Source organism: Exiguobacterium sp. Leaf196 (assembly GCF_001423965.1).
GTDB lineage: Bacteria > Bacillota > Bacilli > Exiguobacteriales > Exiguobacteriaceae > Exiguobacterium_A.
Window position 1 is genome coordinate 510,078 of sequence record NZ_LMPV01000001.1, and the last position, 22,696, is coordinate 532,773.

The 22,696-nt window shown below is 46.5% G+C and carries 23 protein-coding genes; 14 read left to right on the top strand and 9 right to left on the bottom strand.

Translation table 11 applies throughout. The annotated features are described in order from the left end of the window. Positions 1–40: 40 nt before the first annotated feature. From ASG02_RS02630 to ASG02_RS02655, 6 genes are all read left to right on the top strand, one after another. Complete coding sequence (locus ASG02_RS02630) at positions 41–694, top strand: recombinase family protein (RefSeq protein WP_035408704.1); 654 nt, start codon at positions 41–43, stop codon at positions 692–694. 113 nt (positions 695–807) lie between these two features. Then, the gene (locus ASG02_RS02635; protein WP_035398122.1) at positions 808–1,044 is read left to right on the top strand and encodes a DUF896 domain-containing protein; all 237 of its coding nucleotides are present in this window, start codon (positions 808–810) and stop codon (positions 1,042–1,044) included. A 255-nt stretch (positions 1,045–1,299) separates the two neighbouring features. Continuing rightward, positions 1,300–3,288: a transketolase gene (gene tkt, locus ASG02_RS02640; protein ID WP_056060546.1), complete on the top strand. Its 1,989-nt coding sequence runs from the start codon at positions 1,300–1,302 to the stop codon at positions 3,286–3,288. Between the two features lie 123 nt (positions 3,289–3,411). Then, positions 3,412–3,642, top strand: a complete 231-nt coding sequence (locus ASG02_RS02645) for a YneF family protein (RefSeq protein WP_012370001.1) — start codon at positions 3,412–3,414, stop codon at positions 3,640–3,642. 121 nt (positions 3,643–3,763) lie between these two features. Continuing rightward, a complete protein-coding gene (locus tag ASG02_RS02650) occupies positions 3,764–5,515 on the top strand; it encodes an ABC transporter transmembrane domain-containing protein (RefSeq protein WP_056060551.1) in 1,752 nt (583 codons plus the stop codon). After that, the gene (locus tag ASG02_RS02655; RefSeq protein WP_056060553.1) at positions 5,512–7,275 is read left to right on the top strand and encodes an ABC transporter ATP-binding protein; all 1,764 of its coding nucleotides are present in this window, start codon (positions 5,512–5,514) and stop codon (positions 7,273–7,275) included. The genes ASG02_RS02650 and ASG02_RS02655 overlap by 4 nt, the downstream gene beginning before the upstream one ends. Positions 7,276–7,334: 59 nt before the next feature. On the opposite strand, the gene ASG02_RS02660 is transcribed toward ASG02_RS02655, so the two are convergent. From ASG02_RS02660 to ASG02_RS02670, 3 genes are all read right to left on the bottom strand, one after another. After that, a complete protein-coding gene (locus tag ASG02_RS02660; protein WP_056060556.1) occupies positions 7,335–8,261 on the bottom strand; it encodes an SH3 domain-containing protein in 927 nt (308 codons plus the stop codon). Positions 8,262–8,565: 304 nt separating this feature from the next. Continuing rightward, positions 8,566–8,985: a hypothetical protein gene (locus ASG02_RS02665; RefSeq protein ID WP_035408690.1), complete on the bottom strand. Its 420-nt coding sequence runs from the start codon at positions 8,983–8,985 to the stop codon at positions 8,566–8,568. A 73-nt stretch (positions 8,986–9,058) separates the two neighbouring features. Then, entirely contained in the window at positions 9,059–9,253 is a 195-nt protein-coding gene (locus ASG02_RS02670) for an aspartyl-phosphate phosphatase Spo0E family protein (protein WP_023467779.1), read from the bottom strand. Between the two features lie 220 nt (positions 9,254–9,473). Between ASG02_RS02670 and ASG02_RS02675 the strand changes: the two genes are divergently transcribed. Together ASG02_RS02675 and ASG02_RS02680 are read left to right on the top strand one after the other, a co-directional pair. Next, positions 9,474–10,172 (top strand): cytochrome c biogenesis CcdA family protein, encoded by a 699-nt coding sequence (locus ASG02_RS02675; protein ID WP_035408688.1) that lies wholly within the window; start codon positions 9,474–9,476, stop codon positions 10,170–10,172. A gap of 16 nt (positions 10,173–10,188) precedes the next feature. Then, the gene (locus ASG02_RS02680) at positions 10,189–10,668 is read left to right on the top strand and encodes a CcdC family protein (RefSeq protein WP_035408686.1); all 480 of its coding nucleotides are present in this window, start codon (positions 10,189–10,191) and stop codon (positions 10,666–10,668) included. Between the two features lie 42 nt (positions 10,669–10,710). Here the strand turns inward: ASG02_RS02680 and ASG02_RS02685 are convergent, their stop codons facing one another. Next, a complete protein-coding gene (locus ASG02_RS02685; RefSeq protein ID WP_035408684.1) occupies positions 10,711–11,136 on the bottom strand; it encodes a DUF2621 family protein in 426 nt (141 codons plus the stop codon). Between the two features lie 91 nt (positions 11,137–11,227). Between ASG02_RS02685 and ASG02_RS02690 the strand changes: the two genes are divergently transcribed. Beyond that, complete coding sequence (locus ASG02_RS02690; RefSeq protein WP_023467783.1) at positions 11,228–11,551, top strand: hypothetical protein; 324 nt, start codon at positions 11,228–11,230, stop codon at positions 11,549–11,551. 43 nt (positions 11,552–11,594) lie between these two features. Here the strand turns inward: ASG02_RS02690 and ASG02_RS02695 are convergent, their stop codons facing one another. The 3 genes from ASG02_RS02695 to ASG02_RS02705 form a co-directional block, all read right to left on the bottom strand. Then, positions 11,595–12,899 (bottom strand): LD-carboxypeptidase, encoded by a 1,305-nt coding sequence (locus tag ASG02_RS02695; RefSeq protein ID WP_056060559.1) that lies wholly within the window; start codon positions 12,897–12,899, stop codon positions 11,595–11,597. 26 nt (positions 12,900–12,925) lie between these two features. Beyond that, positions 12,926–13,939 carry a hypothetical protein gene (locus tag ASG02_RS02700; RefSeq protein ID WP_056060561.1) on the bottom strand — a complete coding sequence of 338 codons (1,014 nt, stop codon included), beginning with the start codon at positions 13,937–13,939 and terminating at the stop codon, positions 12,926–12,928. Between the two features lie 92 nt (positions 13,940–14,031). After that, the gene (locus ASG02_RS02705; protein WP_056060564.1) at positions 14,032–14,472 is read right to left on the bottom strand and encodes an Rrf2 family transcriptional regulator; all 441 of its coding nucleotides are present in this window, start codon (positions 14,470–14,472) and stop codon (positions 14,032–14,034) included. Positions 14,473–14,612: 140 nt separating this feature from the next. On the opposite strand from ASG02_RS02705, the gene ASG02_RS02710 reads away from it, so the two are divergent. Next, a complete protein-coding gene (locus ASG02_RS02710) occupies positions 14,613–15,410 on the top strand; it encodes a hypothetical protein (protein WP_056060567.1) in 798 nt (265 codons plus the stop codon). Positions 15,411–15,467: 57 nt separating this feature from the next. On the opposite strand, the gene ASG02_RS02715 is transcribed toward ASG02_RS02710, so the two are convergent. Further along, on the bottom strand, positions 15,468–16,712 hold the full coding sequence (locus ASG02_RS02715) for an MFS transporter (protein ID WP_023467788.1): 1,245 nt from the start codon (positions 16,710–16,712) through the stop codon (positions 15,468–15,470). 402 nt (positions 16,713–17,114) lie between these two features. Here ASG02_RS02715 and ASG02_RS02720 point away from each other — a divergent pair, with 402 nt between their 5' ends. From ASG02_RS02720 to ASG02_RS02735, 4 genes are all read left to right on the top strand, one after another. After that, positions 17,115–18,695 carry a peptide chain release factor 3 gene (locus tag ASG02_RS02720; protein ID WP_035408673.1) on the top strand — a complete coding sequence of 527 codons (1,581 nt, stop codon included), beginning with the start codon at positions 17,115–17,117 and terminating at the stop codon, positions 18,693–18,695. A gap of 125 nt (positions 18,696–18,820) precedes the next feature. After that, positions 18,821–19,294 (top strand): general stress protein, encoded by a 474-nt coding sequence (locus ASG02_RS02725; protein WP_056060570.1) that lies wholly within the window; start codon positions 18,821–18,823, stop codon positions 19,292–19,294. Between the two features lie 119 nt (positions 19,295–19,413). After that, complete coding sequence (locus tag ASG02_RS02730) at positions 19,414–20,502, top strand: MBL fold metallo-hydrolase (protein WP_056060573.1); 1,089 nt, start codon at positions 19,414–19,416, stop codon at positions 20,500–20,502. 93 nt (positions 20,503–20,595) lie between these two features. Beyond that, a complete protein-coding gene (locus ASG02_RS02735) occupies positions 20,596–21,249 on the top strand; it encodes a hypothetical protein (protein ID WP_056060576.1) in 654 nt (217 codons plus the stop codon). Positions 21,250–21,391: 142 nt separating this feature from the next. Here ASG02_RS02735 and ASG02_RS02740 read toward each other — a convergent pair whose 3' ends face one another. Then, complete coding sequence (locus ASG02_RS02740; RefSeq protein ID WP_056060579.1) at positions 21,392–22,630, bottom strand: purine/pyrimidine permease; 1,239 nt, start codon at positions 22,628–22,630, stop codon at positions 21,392–21,394. Between the last annotated feature and the right edge of the window lie 66 nt (positions 22,631–22,696).

Here is a 22,696-nt window from a genome sequence, read left to right on the forward strand (position 1 = left end):
TGGAAAAGTTGTGAAAGAACGAACAGGGATGTGAGGTACGATGAAGGTCGTGATTTATTGTCGAGTATCGACCGAAAAAGAAGCACAAGATAGTTCGATTGAACGCCAACGGATGGAGCTTTCGAAGGTTGCGTCTCAAAAGGGATTTGATGTCGTGGATATCGTCTCTGAAAAAGAGAGTGGATATGATGTTGATCGGGAAGGGATGTTAACAGTTCTTGATTATGTGACACGCGATACGGTAGATGCGGTCCTCGTGACGGATGATACACGGATTGGTCGAGGGAATGCAAAAATCGCTATTTTGCATACATTCAAAAAACATGGGGTCCGCTTGATGACGCTTGATTCAGATGGAGAATATCAACTTGCGGATGCAGAAGCGATGGTCCTTGAGATCGTTTCACTCGTGGAAGAATACCAACGGAAACTGCATAATGCAAAAATCGCCCGTGGCATGCGGCGAGCAGTCGAACAAGGTTTTCGCCCGGAACGAAACCTCAATCGCCAAGGAGAGAACGCAGGACGTAGTCGAAAAGACGTACCGATCGAAGAAATTGTACGTCTTCGAGAACTCGGATTGACGTTTTCTGATATCGCCATCACCTTGCGGGGGATGGGGCATGATATTTCAAAAGCAACGGTCAATCGTCGATATCTTGAATACCGCGAACTGACACCTAGTCCGGAATGAGAAGCAAGTAACCCGTCGACTGACGCGGTTAACTTGCTTTTTTTTGTAAGCTCTTTTACAGTAAGAATACAATTGAACTACTCAAGTTTGAGTCATAGAGAAAGAGGGATTCCATGTTATCACAAGAACAATTAGATCGAATTAATGCATTAGCGAATAAATCAAAAGTTGAGCCGTTATCGGAAGCGGAAACGGCAGAGCAAAAAGAATTACGTGCAGCGTATCTCGCAGCATTCCGTGGATCGTTCAAAAACCAACTCATGGGTATGAAAATCGTCGATGAAGAGGGAACGGACGTAACACCTGAGAAATTGAAACAAGCACAAGAAGAAGAACGGAATAAACAATAATCGTTCGTTTCTTTTATAGAAGAAAGAGGTCTCGCGCAAGCGGACCTCTTTTTTGTTTAGAGCGAGTAGATGAGGAAACATTGTACGATAGCAATACATCTTAATAGCGATCTTTCATGGATTCATGCATCCTGTATGAGTCGACAGAACGGCTATAGATAGCGCATTCATTTTAATGTGACATACTATTTAGAAAAGTTGTATCACATTTAAGAGTGTGCTAAAATGAGTAGGAATTTGTGAAAAAGAGAGAGGATGATTGTTTTGACGAACATGACGACAGTAGAACAATTAGCAATTAATACGATTCGTACCTTATCGATTGATGCCGTACAAAAGGCGAACTCGGGTCACCCAGGTATGCCAATGGGAGCAGCACCAATGGCATTCTCGCTTTGGGCGGATCATATGAACCACAACCCTAAAAATCCAGAATGGTTCAACCGCGACCGTTTTGTACTTTCAGCCGGACACGGTTCGATGCTTCTCTACTCACTCCTCCACCTATCGGGATATGATCTATCGATGGATGATCTAAAATCGTTCCGTCAATGGGGATCAAAAACACCGGGTCATCCGGAATACCGTCACACGGCTGGTGTAGATGCAACAACGGGTCCACTTGGTCAAGGGATCGCGATGGCAGTTGGTATGGCGATGGCAGAACGTCATCTTGAAGCAAAATACAACCGTGACGATCTCAACGTCGTTGATCACTTCACATACGGAATCTGTGGAGACGGAGACTTGATGGAAGGTGTTTCAGCGGAAGCTGCTTCACTCGCAGGTCACCTTGGTCTTGGAAAATTAGTCGTATTGTATGATTCAAACGATATCTCACTTGATGGCGATCTCGACAAATCATTCTCTGAAAACGTCCAGAAGCGCTTCGAAGCGTATAACTGGCAAGTCATTCGCGTAGAAGACGGAACGGATATCGATTCCATTTCGAAAGCAATCGCGGCGGCACAGGCAGAGACGACAAAACCGACATTGATCGAAGTCAAAACAGTCATCGGTTTCGGTTCACCGAACAAATCAGGGAAGTCGGCTTCTCACGGTGCACCACTTGGTGAAGCAGAAATCAAATTGACGAAAGCAAGCTACATTTGGGATCACGAAGAGTTCTACGTACCTGAAGAAGTCAAATCATTGTTTGACGAGCGGATCGTCCAACGTGGTGCTTCTGCAGAAGACGCATGGAACGAGACAATGAAACAATACGAAGCAGCGCATCCAGAATTGCATGCTGAACTCGTTCGCGCGATTGCAAACGAATTGCCAAGCAACTGGGAAGCAGACCTTCCGACATACGACTTGTCGTCGAAAAAAGCAACGCGTCAAACAAGCGGAGAAGTCTTGAATGGTCTCGCGAAGAACGTTCCGACATTGTTCGGTGGTTCAGCTGACCTTGCAGGATCAAACAACACGATGCTTAAAGGCGAAGCAGACTTCGATATCGATCCAAGCGGTCGCAACATCTGGTTCGGGGTACGTGAATTCGCAATGGCAGCAGCTGTCAACGGTATGGCACTTCACGGCGGCGTCATTCCTTACGGCGCGACATTCTTTGTCTTCTCGGATTACCTCCGTCCGGCGGTTCGTCTTGCTGCATTAATGGGACTTCCATCAATCTTCGTCTTGACGCACGACTCGATCGCTGTTGGTGAAGATGGTCCAACACACGAGCCAGTCGAACACTTGATGAGCTTCCGTGCAATGCCGAACGTCACGATCTACCGTCCAGCAGACGGAAAAGAGACGATCGCAGCATGGAAAACAGCAGTTCAAGCAAAAGATAAACCGACACTCCTCGTCTTGACACGTCAAGGTCTTCCTGAACTTGAAGGTACGACGACAGAGGGTGCTGAAAAAGGTGGTTATGTCATCGCTGGTGACGTTACGAAAGCTGATACACTCTTGCTCGGTACTGGTTCAGAAGTTCACCTTCTTGTCGAAGCACAAAAAGAACTTGGTGAATCAGCAGCTGTCGTTTCACTTCCATCATGGGAAGTATTCGAAGCACAATCAGCAGAGTATAAAGAATCGGTTCTTCCAAAACACATCACGAAACGTGTAGCAATCGAAGCAGGGGCTTCACTCGGTTGGTACAAATATGTAGGAACAGAAGGACAAGTCATCGGAATCGATCGTTTCGGCGCATCTGCTCCTGGAGACTTCCTCTTGAAAGAATACGGCATGTCTGTTGAGAACGTTTTAGCGACTGTCAAGCAACTCGGATAATCATTTCCGGAAAAACGGGTCCGATCTTACGTCGGACTCGTTTTTCATCTATTATCATCTATGCAAACAATTGGAATTATAGTATAGTAAAAAGCGACGTTTTAAGTTAGAGGAGGAAGCAACTTGGCTACATGGATTTGGATTTTAATTGCCCTTCTTTGCTTGGTAGCAGGTGTCGCCCTTGGTTTCTATATCGCTCGTCGATACATGATGAACTACTTGGAGCAAAACCCACCAATCAACGAAGATATGATTAAGACATTGATGATGCAAATGGGTCAAAAGCCATCACAAAAGAAAGTCAACCAAGTGATGCGTTCAATGAGTGGTTCAATGAAATCACCTAAAAAATAAGCTGCACGAAAGGGGACCAAATGGTCTCCTTTTTATTTGCTATTTTTTAGAAAGAGAACTAATCTAAAATGTGAGACTATTTCAAATAATCATAGGATTTTAAAAAAGGGGGGAGACTTGAATGGGAGTCTTCAGGAAACTCGGTTGGTTTTTCCGACGAGAATGGAAAGCGTATAGTCTTGGGGTCATCTGTTTGATTTTTGTGGCAGGGTTAGAACTTATTCCACCGAAGGTCATCGGAACGACAGTCAATGGTCTGAGTGAAGGAAGCTTGACGAAGAATGATTTGATTCGTCTAGCTGGTACATTGTTACTCATCGGGGTCGCGACGTATTTCATTCGTTATTTTTGGCGTTTTCACATTTTCGGTGCATCGATTCGCCTCGGGCGATTGTTACGCAGTCAATTGTATGGTCATTTTTCAGATTTGGATCAATCGTTCTATAAGAAATATCGCAGCGGAGATTTGATGGCACATGCGACGAACGACGTACAAGCTGTTTCGATGACAGCGGGGGCTGGCATTCTAACGCTCGTCGACTCGTTGACAATGGGGAGCTTTGTCATCATCACAATGGTCACGACGATCAGCTGGAAATTAACGCTCGTGTCACTTTTGCCAATGCCACTGATGGTCTATTTGACGTCACGCTACGGTAAGATGTTACATTCCCGTTTTCATGACGCGCAAGAAGCGTTCTCTGATTTGAACGATAAGGTCGCGGAGAGCATCAGTGGTGTCCGTGTCTTAAAAGCAACAGGGGAAGTCGAATCCGACGTGCAGACGTTTACCGATCTGTCTGATGACGTCGTTCAAAAGAATCGTCGTGTGGCGAAAATTGATGCACTGTTTGATCCGACGATTTTTGGATTAGTCGGTCTATCGTATATCATCGCGGTCGGCTATGGCGCCTACTTGTTACGACAAGGCGAAATCCGGATTGGTGATATCGTTTCCTTCACTACATATCTTGGTTTATTGACGTGGCCAATGCTCGCCTTCGGTTGGTTGTTCAACATCGTTGAACGGGGTCGTGCTTCCTATGACCGGATCGAACGGATGCTTGCGATCGAACCAGAAATTAAAGATGCGAAGGAAGCAGCAACGAGTGTCTCGTCACCAGAACTTCATGTCGGGATTAAACGATTCATCTATGACACGCAACCGGTCCTTCAAGAGATCGATGTGACGTTGAAGCCTGGGAAATCGCTTGGGATCGTCGGAAAGACGGGTGCTGGGAAATCGACATTCGTTCGTTTGTTATCGCGTGAATATGACGTTAAACAAGGCGCGATCACGATTGGCGGACGAGATATCAAACAATTGACACGAGACACCGTCCGTCGCCAAATAGCGATCGTTCCGCAGGATCATTTCCTGTTCTCTGCTTCGATTGCGGATAATATCGCCTTTGCAAAACCAGATGCATCAATGGAAGACATCATGGAAGCAGCACGTATCGCAGCAGTCCATGAGGACATTCTCGGCTTTAAGGAAGGATACGCGACGATGGTTGGGGAACGAGGTGTCACGTTATCTGGTGGTCAAAAACAACGGATCTCGATTGCCCGGGCGTTACTAGCAGACTGTCCGATTTTAGTACTAGATGATGCCTTGTCTGCAGTCGATGCCAAAACCGAGGAAGCGATCATCCATCACTTCCGGACGGCGGATCACGACCAAGCGCAAATCATCGTTGCCCATCGCCTGTCCGCTGTATCGCATACTGATGAGATCATTGTCCTTGAACATGGTCGGATCATCGAACGGGGCACACATGAACAGTTACTCGCTCACGACGGTTGGTACAAAGAGACATACGACCGCCAGCAACTAGAATCACTCGTCGAACAAGGAGGGCGTTCTGAATGAATCATGATATCAATGAAAAAGCCGTCCTGAAACGATTGCTTGATTTCGTCAAACCGTTCAAAAAGCAAGTCAGCATCGCTTTCATCCTGCTGTTCATTACGACAGCGGCAAAACTCGGGGGACCGTATCTCGTCAAGATTTTTATCGATGAATATGTCGCACCGGGTACGTATCCGATAAAGGAAGTTGCACTTTTGTTTACGGCGTACTTGTTATTGCATACGACAGGGATCATCGTCGATTACTTGCAAGCATTTGAGTTCCAAAAGATTGCCTTACAAGTCATTCAACGCTTGCGTATCGATGTCTTCCGACACGTCATGCACTTACGACTCGCTTATTTTGATCGAACGCCTGCTGGGGTACTCGTCTCCCGGATCACGAACGATACGGAAGCGATTAAAGAACTCTACATCGGTGTCTTATCGACATTCGTGCAAAGCGGTGTCCAGTTGATTGGGACATATATCTTCCTCTATCTGTTAGAACCGCGACTCGCGACGATTGCGTTATTGTTGTTACCACTGTTTTATTTCATCATTTGGATTTACCGGAAGTATTCGACGAAGTATTACGCGGAAGTCCGCGATTTACTGTCGAAAATCAATGCCCAACTGAATGAATCGATCAACGGGATGGCGATCATCCAGCAGTTCCGCCAAGAAAAGCGTCTAATGGCAGAATTCGAAGAGACGAACGTCGCTCATCAAAACGGTCGTTACAAGAACTTAAAGCTTGATAGCTGGTTACTACGACCCATCATCGAATTGTTACTGGCGATTTCGATTGCGACACTTGTGACGTACTTTGGTGTCTTATCATTCTCGCAAACAGTCCAAGTCGGTGTCGTTTACGCTTTCATCAGTTACATGGAGCGAATTTTCCAACCGGTTCAGCAAATCATGCAACAATTGTCTGAGTTCCAACAAGCTGTCGTCTCGGCAGACCGTGTATTCAAGGTGCTCGATACGGATGAACCGGAACCAACGAAACAGCTCGAAGGGGATGCACGTGTGTCGGAAGGACATATCGTCTTTGAAGATGTTCGCTTTAGTTATGATGGAGAGAAAGATGTTTTGAAAGGAATTTCATTCGAGGCGAAAAAAGGACAGACGATTGCCCTCGTTGGTCATACGGGAAGCGGAAAAAGTTCAATCATCAACATCCTGATGCGATTTTACGCTTACCAATCGGGTCGGATTTTGATCGATGGTCAACCGCTCGAGCAGTTATCGGAGGAAGAACTTCGGAAGCATGTCGGACTCGTCCTGCAGGATTCATTTTTGTTTACGGGTACGGTCGCGGATAACATTCGATTGTTCGACAGTTCGATTTCCTTTGATCGTGTTGAAGCGGCCGCGCAGTTCGTTCAAGCCGACGGATTCATCAATCAACTCGATCAGCAATATGACAGTCCCGTCGCCGAGCGGGGTGCGACATTCTCCGCTGGAGAACGTCAGTTGATTTCCTTCGCACGCACAATGGCACGGGATCCGAAAATCCTGATTCTCGATGAAGCGACAAGTTCGATTGATACGGAAACGGAAGAAAAAGTCCAAGTGGCGCTCGAACGGATGCGCGAGGGTCGGACGACGATTGCCATTGCCCACCGATTATCAACGATTCAAGATGCTGATTTGATTCTTGTATTGCATCAAGGGGAAGTGATCGAGCAAGGTAACCATCAAGAATTGATCGCGCAAGATGGACTGTATAAGAAGATGTATCAACTGCAATCTGGTCATGTCACGGTCTCTTAAAAAAATAGCTATAAAAAAAGCCTGCCAGGCGATCTCGCCCGGCAGGTTGTTTGTTTTGATTAGTAGACTGTAACTGTGACGTTTTGGCGACCCCAGTTGAGTGCTTCTTGTTGTGAACCAACGAGAAGATCAAGACGGTTACCTTGGATTGCGCCACCACGGTCGAGTACGATTGCTTCACCAATGCCTTCGATGTGCATACGTGTACCGATTGGATATTGCGAAGAAGCTGCTACGATACGCATACCATTGTACGTGATCGTATTTGTAACGTCATAACCGCTTGCTGTCAACGCACGACCATTGTAGAGTTGGCTACCATTGTTAGATGGGTCGTTCGTGTAAGCACTGACGTTCATCGTCACTTTTGTACCTGATTTTGCAGGTGTTGATTGTTTTGTTGCAGTTGCTGGTTGAGCTGCTGCTTTTGGTGCTGGCTTCGCAGCCGGTTGAGCCGCTGGCTTCGCAGCTGGTTGAGCCGCTGGCTTCGCAGCTGGTTGAGCTGCTGGTGCTTTCGCTACGCTACCGAGTGTTGTATATGCACTGTGTACATAGCGTGTTTTACCGTCGATTGTTGTTTTGATCCATGCACCGACTTTACCTTCTACGTTGACTTTTTCACCTTTGTAGAGGTTACCGACATCTTTCGAGCTTGTCGTTGGTTGTGTGCGGACATTTAATACTGCCGTAGTAACTGTAGCTTTTTTAAAGTCGAATGAGCCTGCTGCAGACGTATACGCGCCATGGACATAACGTTTTTGACCGTTAATGTGTGTTTGGATCCATGCGCCAGAACGTCCTTCGACATTTAATGTTTGACCTTTATATACATTGCCTACGTCTGCTGATGCAGTTGTAGGTGCTGTGCGTACGTTGAGTACTGGTGTATTTACTGTTACCGTTTCTGAGGCAGCCTCTGTCTCTTGGGCAAATCCTACTGATAGAGCTGTTGCTGCAAGACCGGCAGCGAAAACTGCTTTTTTCATTATTGATGTCCTCCTGACATATGCTGTGTTTACTGTTCCTACTTTACACGGCAAATCTGACTTGTGCGTTTACAGGTCAATGTCATTCGAGTTACAAACTGAGCTTGTATGACAAGAAGATTGCAAAAGAACAGTTTTTGTCATCGGTAGGACATACTAATTATGAAAAATAGACATTTATAGGTCTTTTGACTTACTTTCAATGAAATATTCGAACAATTTAAAAGGAAAAAGACTTAAATATAGAAACTATGTCATCCTTTTATCGTCTAGTGATGAAAAAGTGAAATAGGTGATACGCAGATCAATACTTGACGATCGTCGTCACACCAAACGCTGTCAGATAGGAACGATGGTACAATTCCTGCATCCAATCGTTAGCGGAAAGCTGAAACGTGCCGTGAATCGTTTGGTACGTTCGTTGTTGAATATTGATGTCAATCGGCTCTACTAGTGGAGCGGACGGTAGATGGTCATGCATGCTGTCATTTTGATTTTCAATGTAGAGTAATTCGAGGACATCTCCTTCTTCCATATAACGCTCTAAGTAAATCATGAACTCCCATTGATCAGCACCATCAATCGTATAAAGGTAAGACATCGTGAATCGTCCTTGCTTCAAGGAGACATATTCAAGCGGTTCGACTTCATCTACGTATAATCGAGGAAGATCGTCAGGTACATAAAAGGGACGGGAACTAGCTAAGAACGTAAGAGCAGACATAAAGCACCTCCATCAGAAATAAGAAGTCATAAAAAAGTCAGCATTCGCACTCGAATGCTGACTGGATCGTGCATTAGGATAAGAGCGGTTCGTTTGAACCGTGAATGGTATAGTTTTGGACCGTCCGTGAATATTCTAAAAGTAGGACGTCGAGTTCATGGCTAAGTTGCAAAACACGCGGGGAGGTGAAGCTGGACTGGTCAGCTTGATGATATAATTCGCTACGTTTGGCTTCAATGGCTAACGTCAATAGTTGTTGTGTCGTCATAGCGGTCTCCCTTACATTGGTGTCGTATCCATATTCTAGCAAGTCCATTTACTAGGTGCAACGAGATTTCAGTAAAATTGACGAAATGTAATTTTTTTGTAATTTTGGCGGACACGAATCTTTTGCAACTTTCTATGAGATAATAGGTGCTAAATGCAGAGGAGTTTGGCAAAATAGAGAAGGAACTTCTTCTATAGTAGTAAAGAAAGGGGATGCTCATATGGAGCTCTCATTGTGGTTAGCGTTCGGAGCCGGTTTGTTATCATTCGTCTCTCCGTGTACGTTGCCGCTGTATCCTGTATTTCTCTCCTATATTACAGGAGTGTCGGTCACGGATTTGAAGGAACGAGGGGTACGGGAAAGGCGATCCCTGTTTCACACGTTAGCTTTCCTCGTTGGATTTGCGATGGTCTTCGCTGTGCTCGGACTCTCGACATCCTTGTTCGCAGATGTCTTTATCACATATCGGGATACGTTACGGATGGTCGGGGCACTCGTCATCTTCGTGTTCGGTGTCGTTCTCGTCGGGTTATGGCAACCGACATTCTTGATGCGTGAAAAGAAACTGAATCTTGGGGAACGAAAAGGGGGATACGTCGGAACGGTACTCGTCGGAATCGGTTTTGCGGCTGGTTGGACACCATGTACAGGTCCGATTCTCGCAGGAGTCATCGGATTAGCTGCGACCAATCCGAGCCAAGGTATGTTCTACATGCTCGCGTACGTCCTTGGGTTCTCGATTCCTTTCTTATTAATGGCATTTTTCGTAGGTCGTTCGCGTCTGTTCGTGCAGTATAGTCTGAAATTAACGAAATTCGGTGGAGCTTTGATGATGGTCTTCGGTGTCATGCTGTATTTTGACGGTCTCAGTAAATTCGCGGCATGGATGAGTGACATCGTCGGATTCACAGGATTTTAATCAAGGAAGTGATCGGATGATTTGGATATCAACTGGGGTAGCGCTCGTCATGGGTTTGCTGATCAGCTTTATTCGCGTGAAGGCATCAGCAAAACCGACGAACGCTAAAAAAATCTTGATCCCACCGTTTGCGATGTCAACGGGAATGCTACAGTTTTTATACCCAGCTTCCCGTCTGACATGGACGGAGGTAGCAGAAGCATTGCTCATTGGAGCCATCTTCAGTATCTTTTTGATCAAGACATCCAATTTTTATGAAGCGGAAGGGCAGATTTATCTGCAACGTTCGAAAGCGTTTTTCATCGTCTTATTCGGCATCTTATTCATTCGGACGATTGCGAAATTCTTTATCGGAGGGCAAATCGACATCTTCGAGACAGGTGGGATCTTTTATCTCGTCGCCTTCGGTATGATTGCCCCGTGGCGCTTCGCGATGTATCTCAAATACAAAAAGGTGAAATCGGGCACCGTGTCTGTAGCACATTTACCCCAATAAAAAACCGCTGAAGGTGACTTCGGCGGTTTTTTCGTGCATCCTTCAATTTTGGAAATATAATGCGTAGTCTCGCCAGTCGATGGCGTGCTCCGTCAAAGCTTTTTTCAAGAATTTATGATCGCGTTTCGGCGTCGCAGAAATATACCCTTTGACGACCAGTTCAGATGTCATCTCTGTCGCCCGTTCCTCGAGTGCGAATTGTCCGATCCGCCCGGCAATCTTGCGACGTGCGACATCACGAAATGCCGATGGGACCGGCATGACGAGAGCGTTCAATAACTCCATCGTCTCATCCGTCCAAAGGTGTCGTGTCTTGTCGATGTACTCATCTTCCCAGTCCATCATCGATTTACCGTCTTCTTTCGGCAACTTCTTGAGGAACTTCCGGAACATGAAAAACCCGCCGATTGCCATGAGTGTAATCATGATAAAGCCCCAGAGCAGAATCCCGTTCATGAACCATTCCATGCGCGACTCATCCCCCTTTCACATCAAATATAGATTAGCATAAATCAGGTGGACGTGCTATGATGAATGACGGAGAAAGTGAGGCGAAAAAATGCTGCAACCATATGTACAATTGGACGAGACCGGACAGCCCCGTAAAGGTGTCTTACCTGAAACAGCGGACGGTCGGATCGTTGAATTCTATTATGATACAAAGGGTGAGGAGATTACAGTCATCTTCGTCACCGTTCCGGCAGAAGATGCGAGCCGGAAGCGTGCGTTTACGGTCGGGAAAACGTTCAAGACGGTCTCGACACTCGAAGACTTCACATTACTTCACTATGAATGGGCAAATGACCAGATTTTTGCGACACTCGAGATGTTCGCGGATGGGTCGAAACGTCAAATCGACGCTTCGAGATTGCTCGACTATTAAAAAAGAAGGAGATGCGGATTGCCGCGTCTCCTTCTTTTGATATTTAAGAAATATGAAGTCGGATGACCTCGTCATGAAGGTCAACCTGTCCACCGATCGGGAACGTAAACAAAGGACTCGTATGTCCAAAATCGACATTCGCAAGGACCGGGATCTGTTTTAGTGATGGGTAAAGTGAAATCAAGTAGCGCAGATGTTCTTCCGTCATCTTCGTCGCGAGTTGGAACCGCCCGAAGACGAGCCCACGAATTGTCTCGGCGCCTGGTTGCGCCATCAAAGAGGCGAAATCACGGGCGAACGTCGCTGGGTGGACTTCGTAATCGTCTTCGAGGAACAAGATTGTATCCCGCAAATCAGGGAAGTGCGACGTGCCTTGAAGGAGGTTCAAGGTGCAAAGATTTCCACCAATCAGACGACCGCTCGCTTGTCCCGGAGATAAGAGTATCGGTCCTTTGTTCGGTAACGTGATGACATGTCCGCGATCCGAATCCCGCCAATGAATCGACGGCTTGATTGTAACCGGGTCCGTTCCGAATAAGACTTGTTTGAAATAATCAATCGTATAGGCGTCACGATCACGGAAAGCCCGTAACATTGGTCCAGAGTATGTCACTAAACCTGTATTCGTCAAAATGGCGTGACTGAGCGCCGTGATATCAGAGAAGCCACAAAGAATCTTCGGATGTGTCCGAATCAGTTCATAATCGAGTAAATCGATGAGTTCATTCGTACTGAACCCACCGCGAACGCAAAGGATCGCATCGACGTTCGGATCAGCAAACGCGGCGTGGAGATCTGCAACGCGTAACTCGGGATCACTGGAGCCGAACGGATTGGCAGCACGCGCATGTTGACTGATTGAGACGCGTAATCCGAATGATTCGAGTGTCTCGATTGCATCGTCAATGATCTTCAGCTCGACTGTCGAGAGACTCGAAGCGGGGGCGACTAGGCGGATATGTGAACCATCTGTCAGCTTCTTCGGCGTTAAGGTCGGAAGATGAGCGGAAATGATTTCCAATCGGTTACCGAATGGGTCCGCTGTAAAGAAACGACGGCGCGGAGCAAGTCGTGTATCATGCTCAACGGGATAACCGGCGGCTTGCAAGCGATCACTCATTTCTTCAAATGTAGCGACAGTCAATCCAGGATGCGCTTTTTTAGCAGGAGAGAATGGATCCTCGATGCCGAGGTGAAGCGCTGTACCGTGTTCTTTAAACCAGACACCACCACTTTTTTGAACACCAGCAGGTTTATCGACTTCCTTCATATGTAAAAGCCCGGCATAAAATGCACGGGCGCGATCTTCTTCGTTTATCGGCATAGCGAGTTGGACATGATCTAACATGAAGACACTTCCTTTACGAATAAGATTTAAGCAACGAACTGGGTGATCCGTTTCAGTTCACGCTCGACGAGGTTCAAGTAGAAGACACCTTCGATCCGACGATCAAGAGATTGAGCGATTTCATATAAGTTCGTCCGGAGCGCTGCGAGATACGACGCTTCCTCACCAAGGGATTGTCGATGGGCAAATGCATAGTGAGCGAGTAGGAACTGGAGATATCCACGATCGGTTAAGAATGGAATCAATTGTTTTTTCTCTTCCATCAACCAGGTATAGTTTGTGTCGTAATACATCTTCGCATATAAATGATAGGGCTCATCGCCACCGGTAAAGAGTGTTTCGCCACGTTTGACTTCTTCAATCAAGCGTTCGCTCCAATCAAAACGCTCTTTTTTGCGACTAAGGAATAATGGCAGGATGTATGGATGAGCCTGATCTGGCATCCGTGAACAACCGCGTTCATGTCGCAGTGCCGCATAAAGAAGTAAGGCGCGATCTTCGAATCCACGTTCGATTGCATACGTCATCCGGCTGAAGGCTTCACAGGATGGGCAATCACTGAGTTCGTCGCTTGGTGCGTCGACCCATTCCGATAAATAGTGATCGGCTTGCTCCTCGTCACCGAGCTTGCTGTAAACCATGAAGCTAATATAGTCGCGTGTGCGCGCGAATCCATGCGCGTCACAAAAATCGATGAATCGGTCAAGATCTTCTTCGAGAAGCGATACCGTCACGTCTTCTTGTTCTGCCATATAGATCAAGTAGGACTTGTAGTTCCAGTACAAATCAAGTTCTTGTTTTGGAGTCAGTGTCATCTCATCTTTTCGGATCCATTCCATTAAGAGCGTGAAGGACACAAGAAATGACCGGAAGTGTCCTAAATCAAATTGATTTTGTGAAAATGTCCATAAGGAGAGGAAGCGGAGTGAATCATCAGCTGTTTCCTCAAAGATGGCCCATAAGGCCTCACCGCGTGCAACGGAGGGTTCTTCTTCCTTTAAGCGAAGATATAAAAGATGGAGTTCTTCTTGAGGGTTCATCTGTACCCCTCCTTTCTTATATAAGTATACCACGAGCGTTTTGAGAAATCGCAATTGAGCGAGGACGGAATAAAAAAAGATTCCGAACCCGCTCAATCGCGGTTCGGAATCATTTCAAGTATTTGGGAATGAGTATTAGCTGTCGGATGTAGCAAATCATGTACTGTGTAACCATTGAGTACTTGATGGAACGCCGCAATGGCATCATCGAAAGCATCACGTGCTGGATTGAGCGAAGGAATCTCGTGAATGCCTTCTTGCGGATCGAGAAAATGAACGGTTGGTTCAAACAGTTGTACGACGTCACCGATATGAATTGCATCCGGAGGGCTCGCTAATCGAAAACCACCTCCACGACCACGGACAGATTCAATCAGACCACTCTGTCCTAAACGATAGACTACTTTCATCAAATGATTCTTAGAAATGTCGTAACAATCCGCTACTTCCTGGATTCGGACTAAACGATCGGGATGAGCTGCTGCGAACAGCAGGGACCGAATCGCGTAATCCGTATAACGTGTCATGCGCATTTTCATCACCTACTTAACACACATACTAGGGGGGGACGCAAGCATTTACAACTTTCAATGTGCAAAAAATAAGATGCATTTTAGAGATTGTTTTTGAGAGTGGATTCACGCATAATGGATGGTGAAAGGTAGGTTAAATTATGCATTTCGATCAGGCATTACACCTTTTGCAACAGCTCGGTCCATCGATGGAGCAAAAGGGATTGCGGATCGCGACGCGCTTCTATGACTCGCTCGAGGCGACGTACGAAGAAGAATTGCGCGCGCTTCGAGAAGCGGGAGCTCAGGACGGAACTCGGGCACTGCGGATTTTACGCCTGAGTCAATTATTGAATCAGATTACAAACCAGCATGAATCGAGTGAACTGTTTAAATTGATTTTACTGAATGAAATCGATCAGACGAAATCGTTTCTGTTGACGTACCCTGACATCATCAGTCGTGAAATTCTTCAAGCTATTCAAATCGAATATGACCTTAAAGAAAATGCACCTTTACTTCAAGCATGGGCAATTGTTCACCATCAACTCGTCGATACATGTCGGCATTTTTGTAAATACCGCCGTGCTGAAAATTGGCGGCAACAAGATATCTTATTGATCGCAGAAGAACATCATCTAGGAGCCGTCATTGATGAAGCAAGGCATGCTCTCTTAAGCGGTCGGAAAACGACCTTATTACATGTCTCAGCTGAAGAACTAGCAGAACGAATGTTAGCAAATGTCGTATCCTTGACGACGAAAGGCATGATCGTCCACCACATTCGTCAAGAAGGATGGGAACAGCAGATGCAGGAATTCCTGACGATGATCACAGCGAATGATCCGATCGTCTTCGTCAGTGGATCGACGAACTTCATTGCAGACATCCAGCAACGACTCGATCCGCTACCGGTCCTGTTCGGTCCGTTCGTAGCGGCAAATCAATTACCATCTTAACGAGAAAAGCGATGTGACATGTTCTGACAGAAGTCGGAGCATGACACATCGCTTTTTTTAGGCTGATTTCGTTAAACGTTTCGCTCGTTGAATCGAACGATCGAGTGCGAGATAGACCCCACCTGATACACAGCAGAGCAGTCCGACGAATCCAAGCGCAAAATCACCTTTTCCGGTATCAAGGAATAAGGATCCGAGAAGTGGGGCGGTGACGCCACCGATCAACCACTGAAGACTCGCAGCACCGTTGTACGTTCCGCGGAGATGTTCCGGGGCAATTAAGGCAATGAATGTCATCTGCACAGGGGACATGATCATCTCACCGAGTGTATAGAATGCATAAATCGCAAGCAATACTGTCACGAGCACGACATAACTCGTTCCGAGTGAGAACAGGTAAGACGGCACGAATGCGAGGAAAATCATACCGATTCCGAAGATCGAGGCACCAAGCAACATGACTTTTCCGAATGCCTTCCCTGACAAGCGAGCAGCAATCGGGAACTGGAATAAGACGACCATGATTCCGTTGAGTGCCATCAAGTAAGGAAACGGATTTTGTTTCGTCGGTAATCCTGGCAGTGCTTCTTTCAAGAAGACCGGTAACATACTTTCGACGAGGGCAAACCCCATCGAAATGAAGACACCCGCACCGATGAAGATTAAAAAGACGTGATCCTTCCGCAATACAGTGAGCGGTGATACTTTGACTTCGTCTGTCTTTTCGATATACTCCGGTTTCGTTTCTTCGATGAAGAAGTAAAGAACGAGTCCATATAGGAAAAAGACGAAGGCAGCGGAGTAGAAGATGAGCGAACGATCGACGAACAGGACAGCACTTCCGAGAAGTGGTCCGAACGCTGCGCCGACATTATGTCCCATCCGAAGCAGACCGAACGATTCATTCAGGCGTTCTGGTGGTGTGACGTCAGCGACCATCGCGCTTGCTGCCGGATGGAACAGTGAACTCGATAAACCGAGCAACGCGTTCAAAGCGAGCAGCGGTCCGAATGAATCGGCGAACGAGAAACCGATTAGCGCGATGACGTCACCGATGATCGAGAGAACCATCAGTGGTTTTCGACCGAATTTATCAGCGAAGTGGCCACCGAGAACGGCGCCGACGAGTGACATGATCGGTCCAGTCGCCATGATGACGCCGACTAGGAAGTAGGAATCGAGTCGATCCGCGTAATAGAGAACTAAAAATGGTGCAATCATGAACATCATGATTCCGGTGATCGTTTCCCCGACGAACCGGATCCAGATGTTGCGATCAAGCTGTTTGAGTGCATTAAACATAGTGAAAACCCCTTATATTCCGTTTTTAGACAATAGAAAAGACGGATACGCACAAATATGGGCATACCCGTCCAAATATAAGAGGGCAGCATGTACGTATACGCATACGCACACCCTGCTTAATTAAAAATTAAACGATTGGGTGACGTACAGTTGTAGCCGATACAAAGACAGTGTGGACAGATGTCCGGGCTTGATGGAATACCATTGTACGTCTCCTCCTTCTGTAATAGTGAACTTCCTAGTCATCGTAAAGAAGATAGTGATGAATTGTCAACTTTAAATCTGAAAATTAAGTCAATGAAGTGAAATGGACGAGACCTTGAAAATTCGGTATGATAGACTAGTTGCGAAAAAGATTGATCGGACTTTTGAATATATCGGTGAAAGGAACTACCATACATGACAAACATTCTACAAACGGAAGTCGAAAAGCGTCGGATTTTCGGCATCATTTCCCACCCGGATGCGGGTAAGACGACACTAACTGAAAAATTCCTCCTACACGGAGGCGCGATCCGTGAGGCAGGTTCTGTCAAGGCACGGAAAAACTCGAAATTCGCGAAATCGGACTGGATGGAAATTGAAAAGCAACGGGGAATCTCTGTTACGTCTTCGGTCATGCAATTCGAATATGACAAAAAAATCGTTTCCATCATGGATACACCAGGTCACTCGGACTTCGGTGAAGATACGTACCGGATCCTGACAGCGGTTGACTCGGCAATCATGGTCATCGATGCGGCGAAAGGGATCGAGTCGCAAACGAAGAAACTCTTCCAAGTCTGTCGAATGCGCGGGATTCCGATCTTTACGTTCATCAACAAGATGGACCGTCAAGCGCGTGACCCACTCGAATTGATGGAAGAACTCGAAGAAGTCCTCGGCATCCCGTCGGTTGCTGTGACGTGGCCAGCTGGTTCAGGGCAACAGTTCGAAGGGGTTTACGACCGCGTCAAAGGACAATTCCACTGCTTCAAAAATGATCGTAAGACGATTGAACTCGGCGAGGAAGGTCTCGCGAACGAAGAACTCGCGACGACGATTAACTCAGAAATGTACGAGACGTTGATGGATGAAGTCGACTTACTCGACGGCGCAGGTAACGAATACGATGAAGAATTGATCGCAAAAGGTGAACTGACTCCGGTCTTCTTCGGATCAGCACTCGTCGATTTCGGTGTCACACCACTTCTTGAACATTACTTGAACTTGTCTCCTTCACCGACACCACGTGAGTCGAACAAAGGAAAAGTCGAGCCGGCGCAAGACTTCTTCAGTGGTTTCGTCTTCAAGATTCAAGCGAACATGAACCCAAACCACCGCGACCGGATTGCGTTCGTCCGGATCTGTACAGGTAAGTTCGATCGTGGGATGGACGTCGTCCTGACACGGACAGGCAAGAAGATGAAGCTGTCGCAATCGACTCAATTCATGGCGGATGAGCGTGAAACGGTCAACGAAGCGTTCGCAGGAGATGTCATCGGGTTATATGACTCAGGCAACTATCAAATCGGTGATACGATCACGAATGGCGATCCATCGTTACAATATGAAGCACTCCCGACGTTCGCACCAGAACTCTTCCTGAAGGTCTACACGAAAAACGCCTTGAAGTCGAAACAGTTCCAAAAAGGTGTCGAACAGCTTGCACAAGAAGGTGCGATCCAGGTCTACAAAACGGAATACAACGAAATCATCCTCGGAGCGATCGGACAACTCCAATTCGAAGTCTTCGAGCACCGGCTCAAAGGTGAGTATGGCGTTGACATCTTGAAGGATGCCGCGAACTTCCAAGTCGCCAAGTGGATCAAGCCAGCAGAAGTCGCTGCTGTCAAACAATTGACGGATTCACGGACGGTTCTCGTCTATGACCGCTGGGAGAATGCCGTTCTGTTATTTGCGAATGATTTCGTCTACGAGCGATTCGTTCAGAAAAACGAAGGAACGATCACATTGGTCGATTCACCGCAACAACTTTAATGTTTTTACGGACTACTTTTCGAAGTGGTCCGTTTTTTCGTTCTGGAAATCTCGTTTGATGACAAGCGAACAAGGGTAAAATTAGAGCGTGTTTGAATTCATATGAAAAAGGACGGTGTCATGTGATGGCGAAACGGTTTGTTGGGATTTATCAGGATCAATCGAGTCTGGAACGAAAAATTGAAGAATTGAAACAGCAAGGACATCATGATTCGGACTTTTCTGTCGTCGGTCGAGATGACGCAGCAGAAGAAGCATCAGGTGCGAGTTGGATTGATCAAGTCAAATCAACGTTCTCTAAAGAACCACCGCTCCGTGAGACGTTAAAACGTGTCGGACATTCGGATGATGAGGCAGAACGGCATTACGCGGAAGTCGAGCGAGGTGGTCTTGCACTGTTCGTCAAGGATCGAGATCACGACCATGACCATGACCACGATCACCATCATGACCATGAGCATCATCATAACCATGACCACGATCATCGGTACGACGAAAATAAAGTCGAAAATCCAGGGAACAACGCCTATGAATCCAATCACCGTGAGGAAGGTGAGAAGAGCGACCGGGCGAAATGGAAAGCTGACGATATCGACTAATACCTAGAAGTGAAGACGCCATTTTGGTGATCTTCACTTTTTTTCGTATCCTAAGTCGCTGGGCAAGATATGTGAGGAATCGTGGTGCTATACTGAGAGCATCGAAGAGGTGATAATACATGAAAAAAATAGTGACAGCTTTAGCAGGAATCGGTCTTGCCAGTGCTTGGTTCATCAACCGATACCCGGTGTTCGGGAAACGACCAAGCCGTGCAGAGCGGCGGAGTTTCGAACGATCAGATCGTTTTGTTGACGGGAAATTCAAAAATGAGATGGATTTCCAGTTGAAGATGGAATGGGACTCGATGAAAAGCATCTTAAAGGATTACGGACGAAACATTCCGAATCTGCGTCCTGTCAAAGCGTTACCGACGCTTCCGTATCAGCGACGTCAAGACGATAGTGAAGCACCACGCGTCACATGGTTCGGACATTCGGCATTTTTACTCGAACTCGATGGACAAACGATTTTCTTTGACCCGATGCTCGGGCGCGCACCATCACCGTTCCCGAAACTGGGGGGAGGACGTTTTCAAACGACGCAGACCGTTGATCTCGAACGCTTGCCGTTGATCGATGTCGTCGTCTATTCGCACGACCATTATGATCACCTGGATTATCCATCCGTCCTCGCTTTGAAAAATCGAGTCGGTCGCTTCATCGTGCCACTCGGGGTCGGGAGTCGTCTCCGTGGATGGGGCGTCTCGGCGGAGCGAATCACGGAACTCGACTGGCATGAATCGACGCAAGTCGGTGGCATTAAGCTGACAGCGGCTCCGTCGCGCCATTATTCAGGGCGAAATGGTCTTGATCAATTTTCAACGCTGTGGGCGTCATGGGTCATTGAAGGCTCGCAAAAAGTTTTCTTTAGTGGTGATAGTGGGTATGGTCCACATTTTAAAGCGATTGGCGAACAGTATGGTCCGTTTGATTTAACGATGATGGAATGTGGGCAGTATGATGTCCGGTGGTCCAATTCGCACATGTTACCGGAACAAACAGTTCAAGCACATCGTGATGTCAAAGGTCGCGTCTTGATGCCGATTCACTGGTCTGCCTTCATCCTCGCGTTTCATGCCTGGTTCGAACCGGTCGAACGGTTGCTCAAGGAAGCAAAACGCGATGAGATTCCAGTTTTGACACCAATGATTGGGGAGAGTGTGACACCCGAGAGCACAACACGGAAATGGTGGCGGGAAGTGCGTTGAATAGTTGATTTCCAATCTAATTCACAAGTTTTTATGAAAGAGCGCGGTTTAACAATCGCGTTCTTTATTATATCTAATAAAGGAGTGAGAAGATTGCAAGAATACTTCAAAGTGCTAGATGACTTATCAAGTTATCGAAATAAAAAACAGATGGATGAATACTATAACTACATAAAAGAAGAAGTTAGTAAAAATCGTCAGATCACTGAGTTAATCAGATTGAAAAAAGGACGGTTTAAAGAGTTCATCGAGGAATACATTCCAGCTTATATTTTTTCGAAATCAGTTTATTTTCCTGAAAATGCTCAAATTAAGATTATCATTGGGAACCAAGGATATGATGCATTGATGAAATTAGAAGACGGTTTAATCGAAAAACTCGAATTTACATCTTATATAGATGGTCCGAGAGAAGTTGAAATTGCAAAATCCTTAAATGAAAAGGGTATATGGAGAACTCGTTTAAGCAGTTTGGATACATTAGAAGAGAGACGGAAACACTTTTTAGAAGAAACCAAAAAAAACATTGATAAAAAAGCTACAAAAAATTACAGTGATGTAAGTTTAGTTTTTAGTATTCACATCATGGAACTAGAACAAATTCCAGAACATCATGACTATCGTCTTCAAGATAAAGTGAGAGAATATATTCAAGCGACAACCTTTAACGCTAAGGAAGTATTTTTAATAATCGATGACGGTGGAAGGACGGAATTGATAGATGATCGTGTCATTCGAATTAAATAAGTAAACAGCAAGGGAGCTCGATAACTGAAATGTACTTCGGAATCGAACTCCCTTGCTATTTGAATGATTCAGGACGAGATGCTCATCCTCGATCCTTACAGGAAAGCAAGGATGATGACATCGTCCGGACATACAATACCATTTAGCTCGCCAATCGATCCGCTTGTATCCCACGACGTGAACGAAGCTTTTCGACAATTTCGAAACCGAGCACAAGCATCGTTCCGACGAGCAATCCATTACTGAGAAACGGACGAAGCGTCAAAGGCAGGACTTCAGCGATGACGGTCGATTGCAACAAAATACTGATACCGATGACGGCACTGATTGCAAACGCATGGCGACGACGGCTGTTCTCCATGTTACTTTCCGCTGACTGCCAGGCAATTAAAAACATATGCGGCAATGTCGCAAGCAACGCTGCACTCGCGACGCTCCGCGGCAATGTTGCGATGATCCCGATCAAGCTTGGGAAGAAACCAATCAGTGCGATGATGAGTGAGGCAATCAAGAACGGACGACGTTTCCGGCTATCTGTTTGTGCGATGAATCCACTCGTGATGGGTAATGGCACAGGAACGAGCGTCGAGAACGTAGCAGCGAGTAAATGAATGACACCTTCGATCGACAAGCCTTGGTGCAGACGTCCTTGTTTTTGAAGCGTTGCTTCGACGGCGCTTAAGGCAGCGATCAAATTGACGACGAGCAAGATCGCGAACGGAATCGCGACAAGGAATGCACTGCCGTCAAACTGTGGCCATCCGAACGGTAACGCTTGCGGTGGTGCAAACAAACTAGACGACGTAGGAAGTGACGGACGGCTGACGAGCCAACCGACGAGAATTCCGATCATCAAGGCGAACGGACGTAAGCGACTCGGTCCGAATTGGCTGAGTCCGAGCACAAGTAAGAACGTGATGATACCAGCGAGACGTGTTGCTTCGACGGCGAGGACGGCACCAAGCATGACGCCTGTTAATTGAATACATAATAAAAGCAAAAATGTTCCGCTGACGAGCGGTGTGAAGACGGGTAATAAGTATTTTGTCCATCCTGTCAAACCGAGAATGATAAGGACAATACCGGCAATTACGACGGCTGCCATCGCAATCGTAAAGGCTGTTTTTGAATCGACCGGTAGTGCGGCGATGACAACGAAGATACTGACCCATGATCCGGCAGGTCCCGATACGATTGGAAGCCGGTGGCCGAAAGCGCCGTGTAGGAAACAGGCAATCCCGCCTACAAAGAACGACCGTTGGACAAGGGCAGCTGTTTCGACTGAGGAGAGGTCGAACAGACTAGCGACGACGATCGGTAAGGCAATCGTGTTCGCAAGTAAGAAGACGATCCACTGGAAAGTAGAAGTCGTTTGTTTCATGAAAAAGCTCCTTTCTTAAACTGAAGATATTCCTGCATCATAGCATATGATTGATGTTATGATTCA

Coding starts and splice junctions, on each gene's coding strand:
- ASG02_RS02630 (WP_035408704.1), top strand. CDS start 41: ATGAAGGTCGTGATTTATTGTCGAGTATCGACCGAAAAAGAAGCACAA.
- ASG02_RS02635 (WP_035398122.1), top strand. CDS start 808: ATGTTATCACAAGAACAATTAGATCGAATTAATGCATTAGCGAATAAA.
- tkt (WP_056060546.1), top strand. CDS start 1,300: ATGATTGTTTTGACGAACATGACGACAGTAGAACAATTAGCAATTAAT.
- ASG02_RS02650 (WP_056060551.1), top strand. CDS start 3,764: ATGGGAGTCTTCAGGAAACTCGGTTGGTTTTTCCGACGAGAATGGAAA.
- ASG02_RS02655 (WP_056060553.1), top strand. CDS start 5,512: ATGAATCATGATATCAATGAAAAAGCCGTCCTGAAACGATTGCTTGAT.
- ASG02_RS02660 (WP_056060556.1), bottom strand. CDS start 8,261: ATGAAAAAAGCAGTTTTCGCTGCCGGTCTTGCAGCAACAGCTCTATCA.
- ASG02_RS02665 (WP_035408690.1), bottom strand. CDS start 8,985: ATGTCTGCTCTTACGTTCTTAGCTAGTTCCCGTCCCTTTTATGTACCT.
- ASG02_RS02670 (WP_023467779.1), bottom strand. CDS start 9,253: ATGACGACACAACAACTATTGACGTTAGCCATTGAAGCCAAACGTAGC.
- ASG02_RS02675 (WP_035408688.1), top strand. CDS start 9,474: ATGGAGCTCTCATTGTGGTTAGCGTTCGGAGCCGGTTTGTTATCATTC.
- ASG02_RS02680 (WP_035408686.1), top strand. CDS start 10,189: ATGATTTGGATATCAACTGGGGTAGCGCTCGTCATGGGTTTGCTGATC.
- ASG02_RS02685 (WP_035408684.1), bottom strand. CDS start 11,136: ATGGAATGGTTCATGAACGGGATTCTGCTCTGGGGCTTTATCATGATT.
- ASG02_RS02690 (WP_023467783.1), top strand. CDS start 11,228: ATGCTGCAACCATATGTACAATTGGACGAGACCGGACAGCCCCGTAAA.
- ASG02_RS02695 (WP_056060559.1), bottom strand. CDS start 12,899: ATGTTAGATCATGTCCAACTCGCTATGCCGATAAACGAAGAAGATCGC.
- ASG02_RS02700 (WP_056060561.1), bottom strand. CDS start 13,939: ATGAACCCTCAAGAAGAACTCCATCTTTTATATCTTCGCTTAAAGGAA.
- ASG02_RS02705 (WP_056060564.1), bottom strand. CDS start 14,472: ATGCGCATGACACGTTATACGGATTACGCGATTCGGTCCCTGCTGTTC.
- ASG02_RS02710 (WP_056060567.1), top strand. CDS start 14,613: ATGCATTTCGATCAGGCATTACACCTTTTGCAACAGCTCGGTCCATCG.
- ASG02_RS02715 (WP_023467788.1), bottom strand. CDS start 16,712: ATGTTTAATGCACTCAAACAGCTTGATCGCAACATCTGGATCCGGTTC.
- ASG02_RS02720 (WP_035408673.1), top strand. CDS start 17,115: ATGACAAACATTCTACAAACGGAAGTCGAAAAGCGTCGGATTTTCGGC.
- ASG02_RS02725 (WP_056060570.1), top strand. CDS start 18,821: ATGGCGAAACGGTTTGTTGGGATTTATCAGGATCAATCGAGTCTGGAA.
- ASG02_RS02730 (WP_056060573.1), top strand. CDS start 19,414: ATGAAAAAAATAGTGACAGCTTTAGCAGGAATCGGTCTTGCCAGTGCT.
- ASG02_RS02740 (WP_056060579.1), bottom strand. CDS start 22,630: ATGAAACAAACGACTTCTACTTTCCAGTGGATCGTCTTCTTACTTGCG.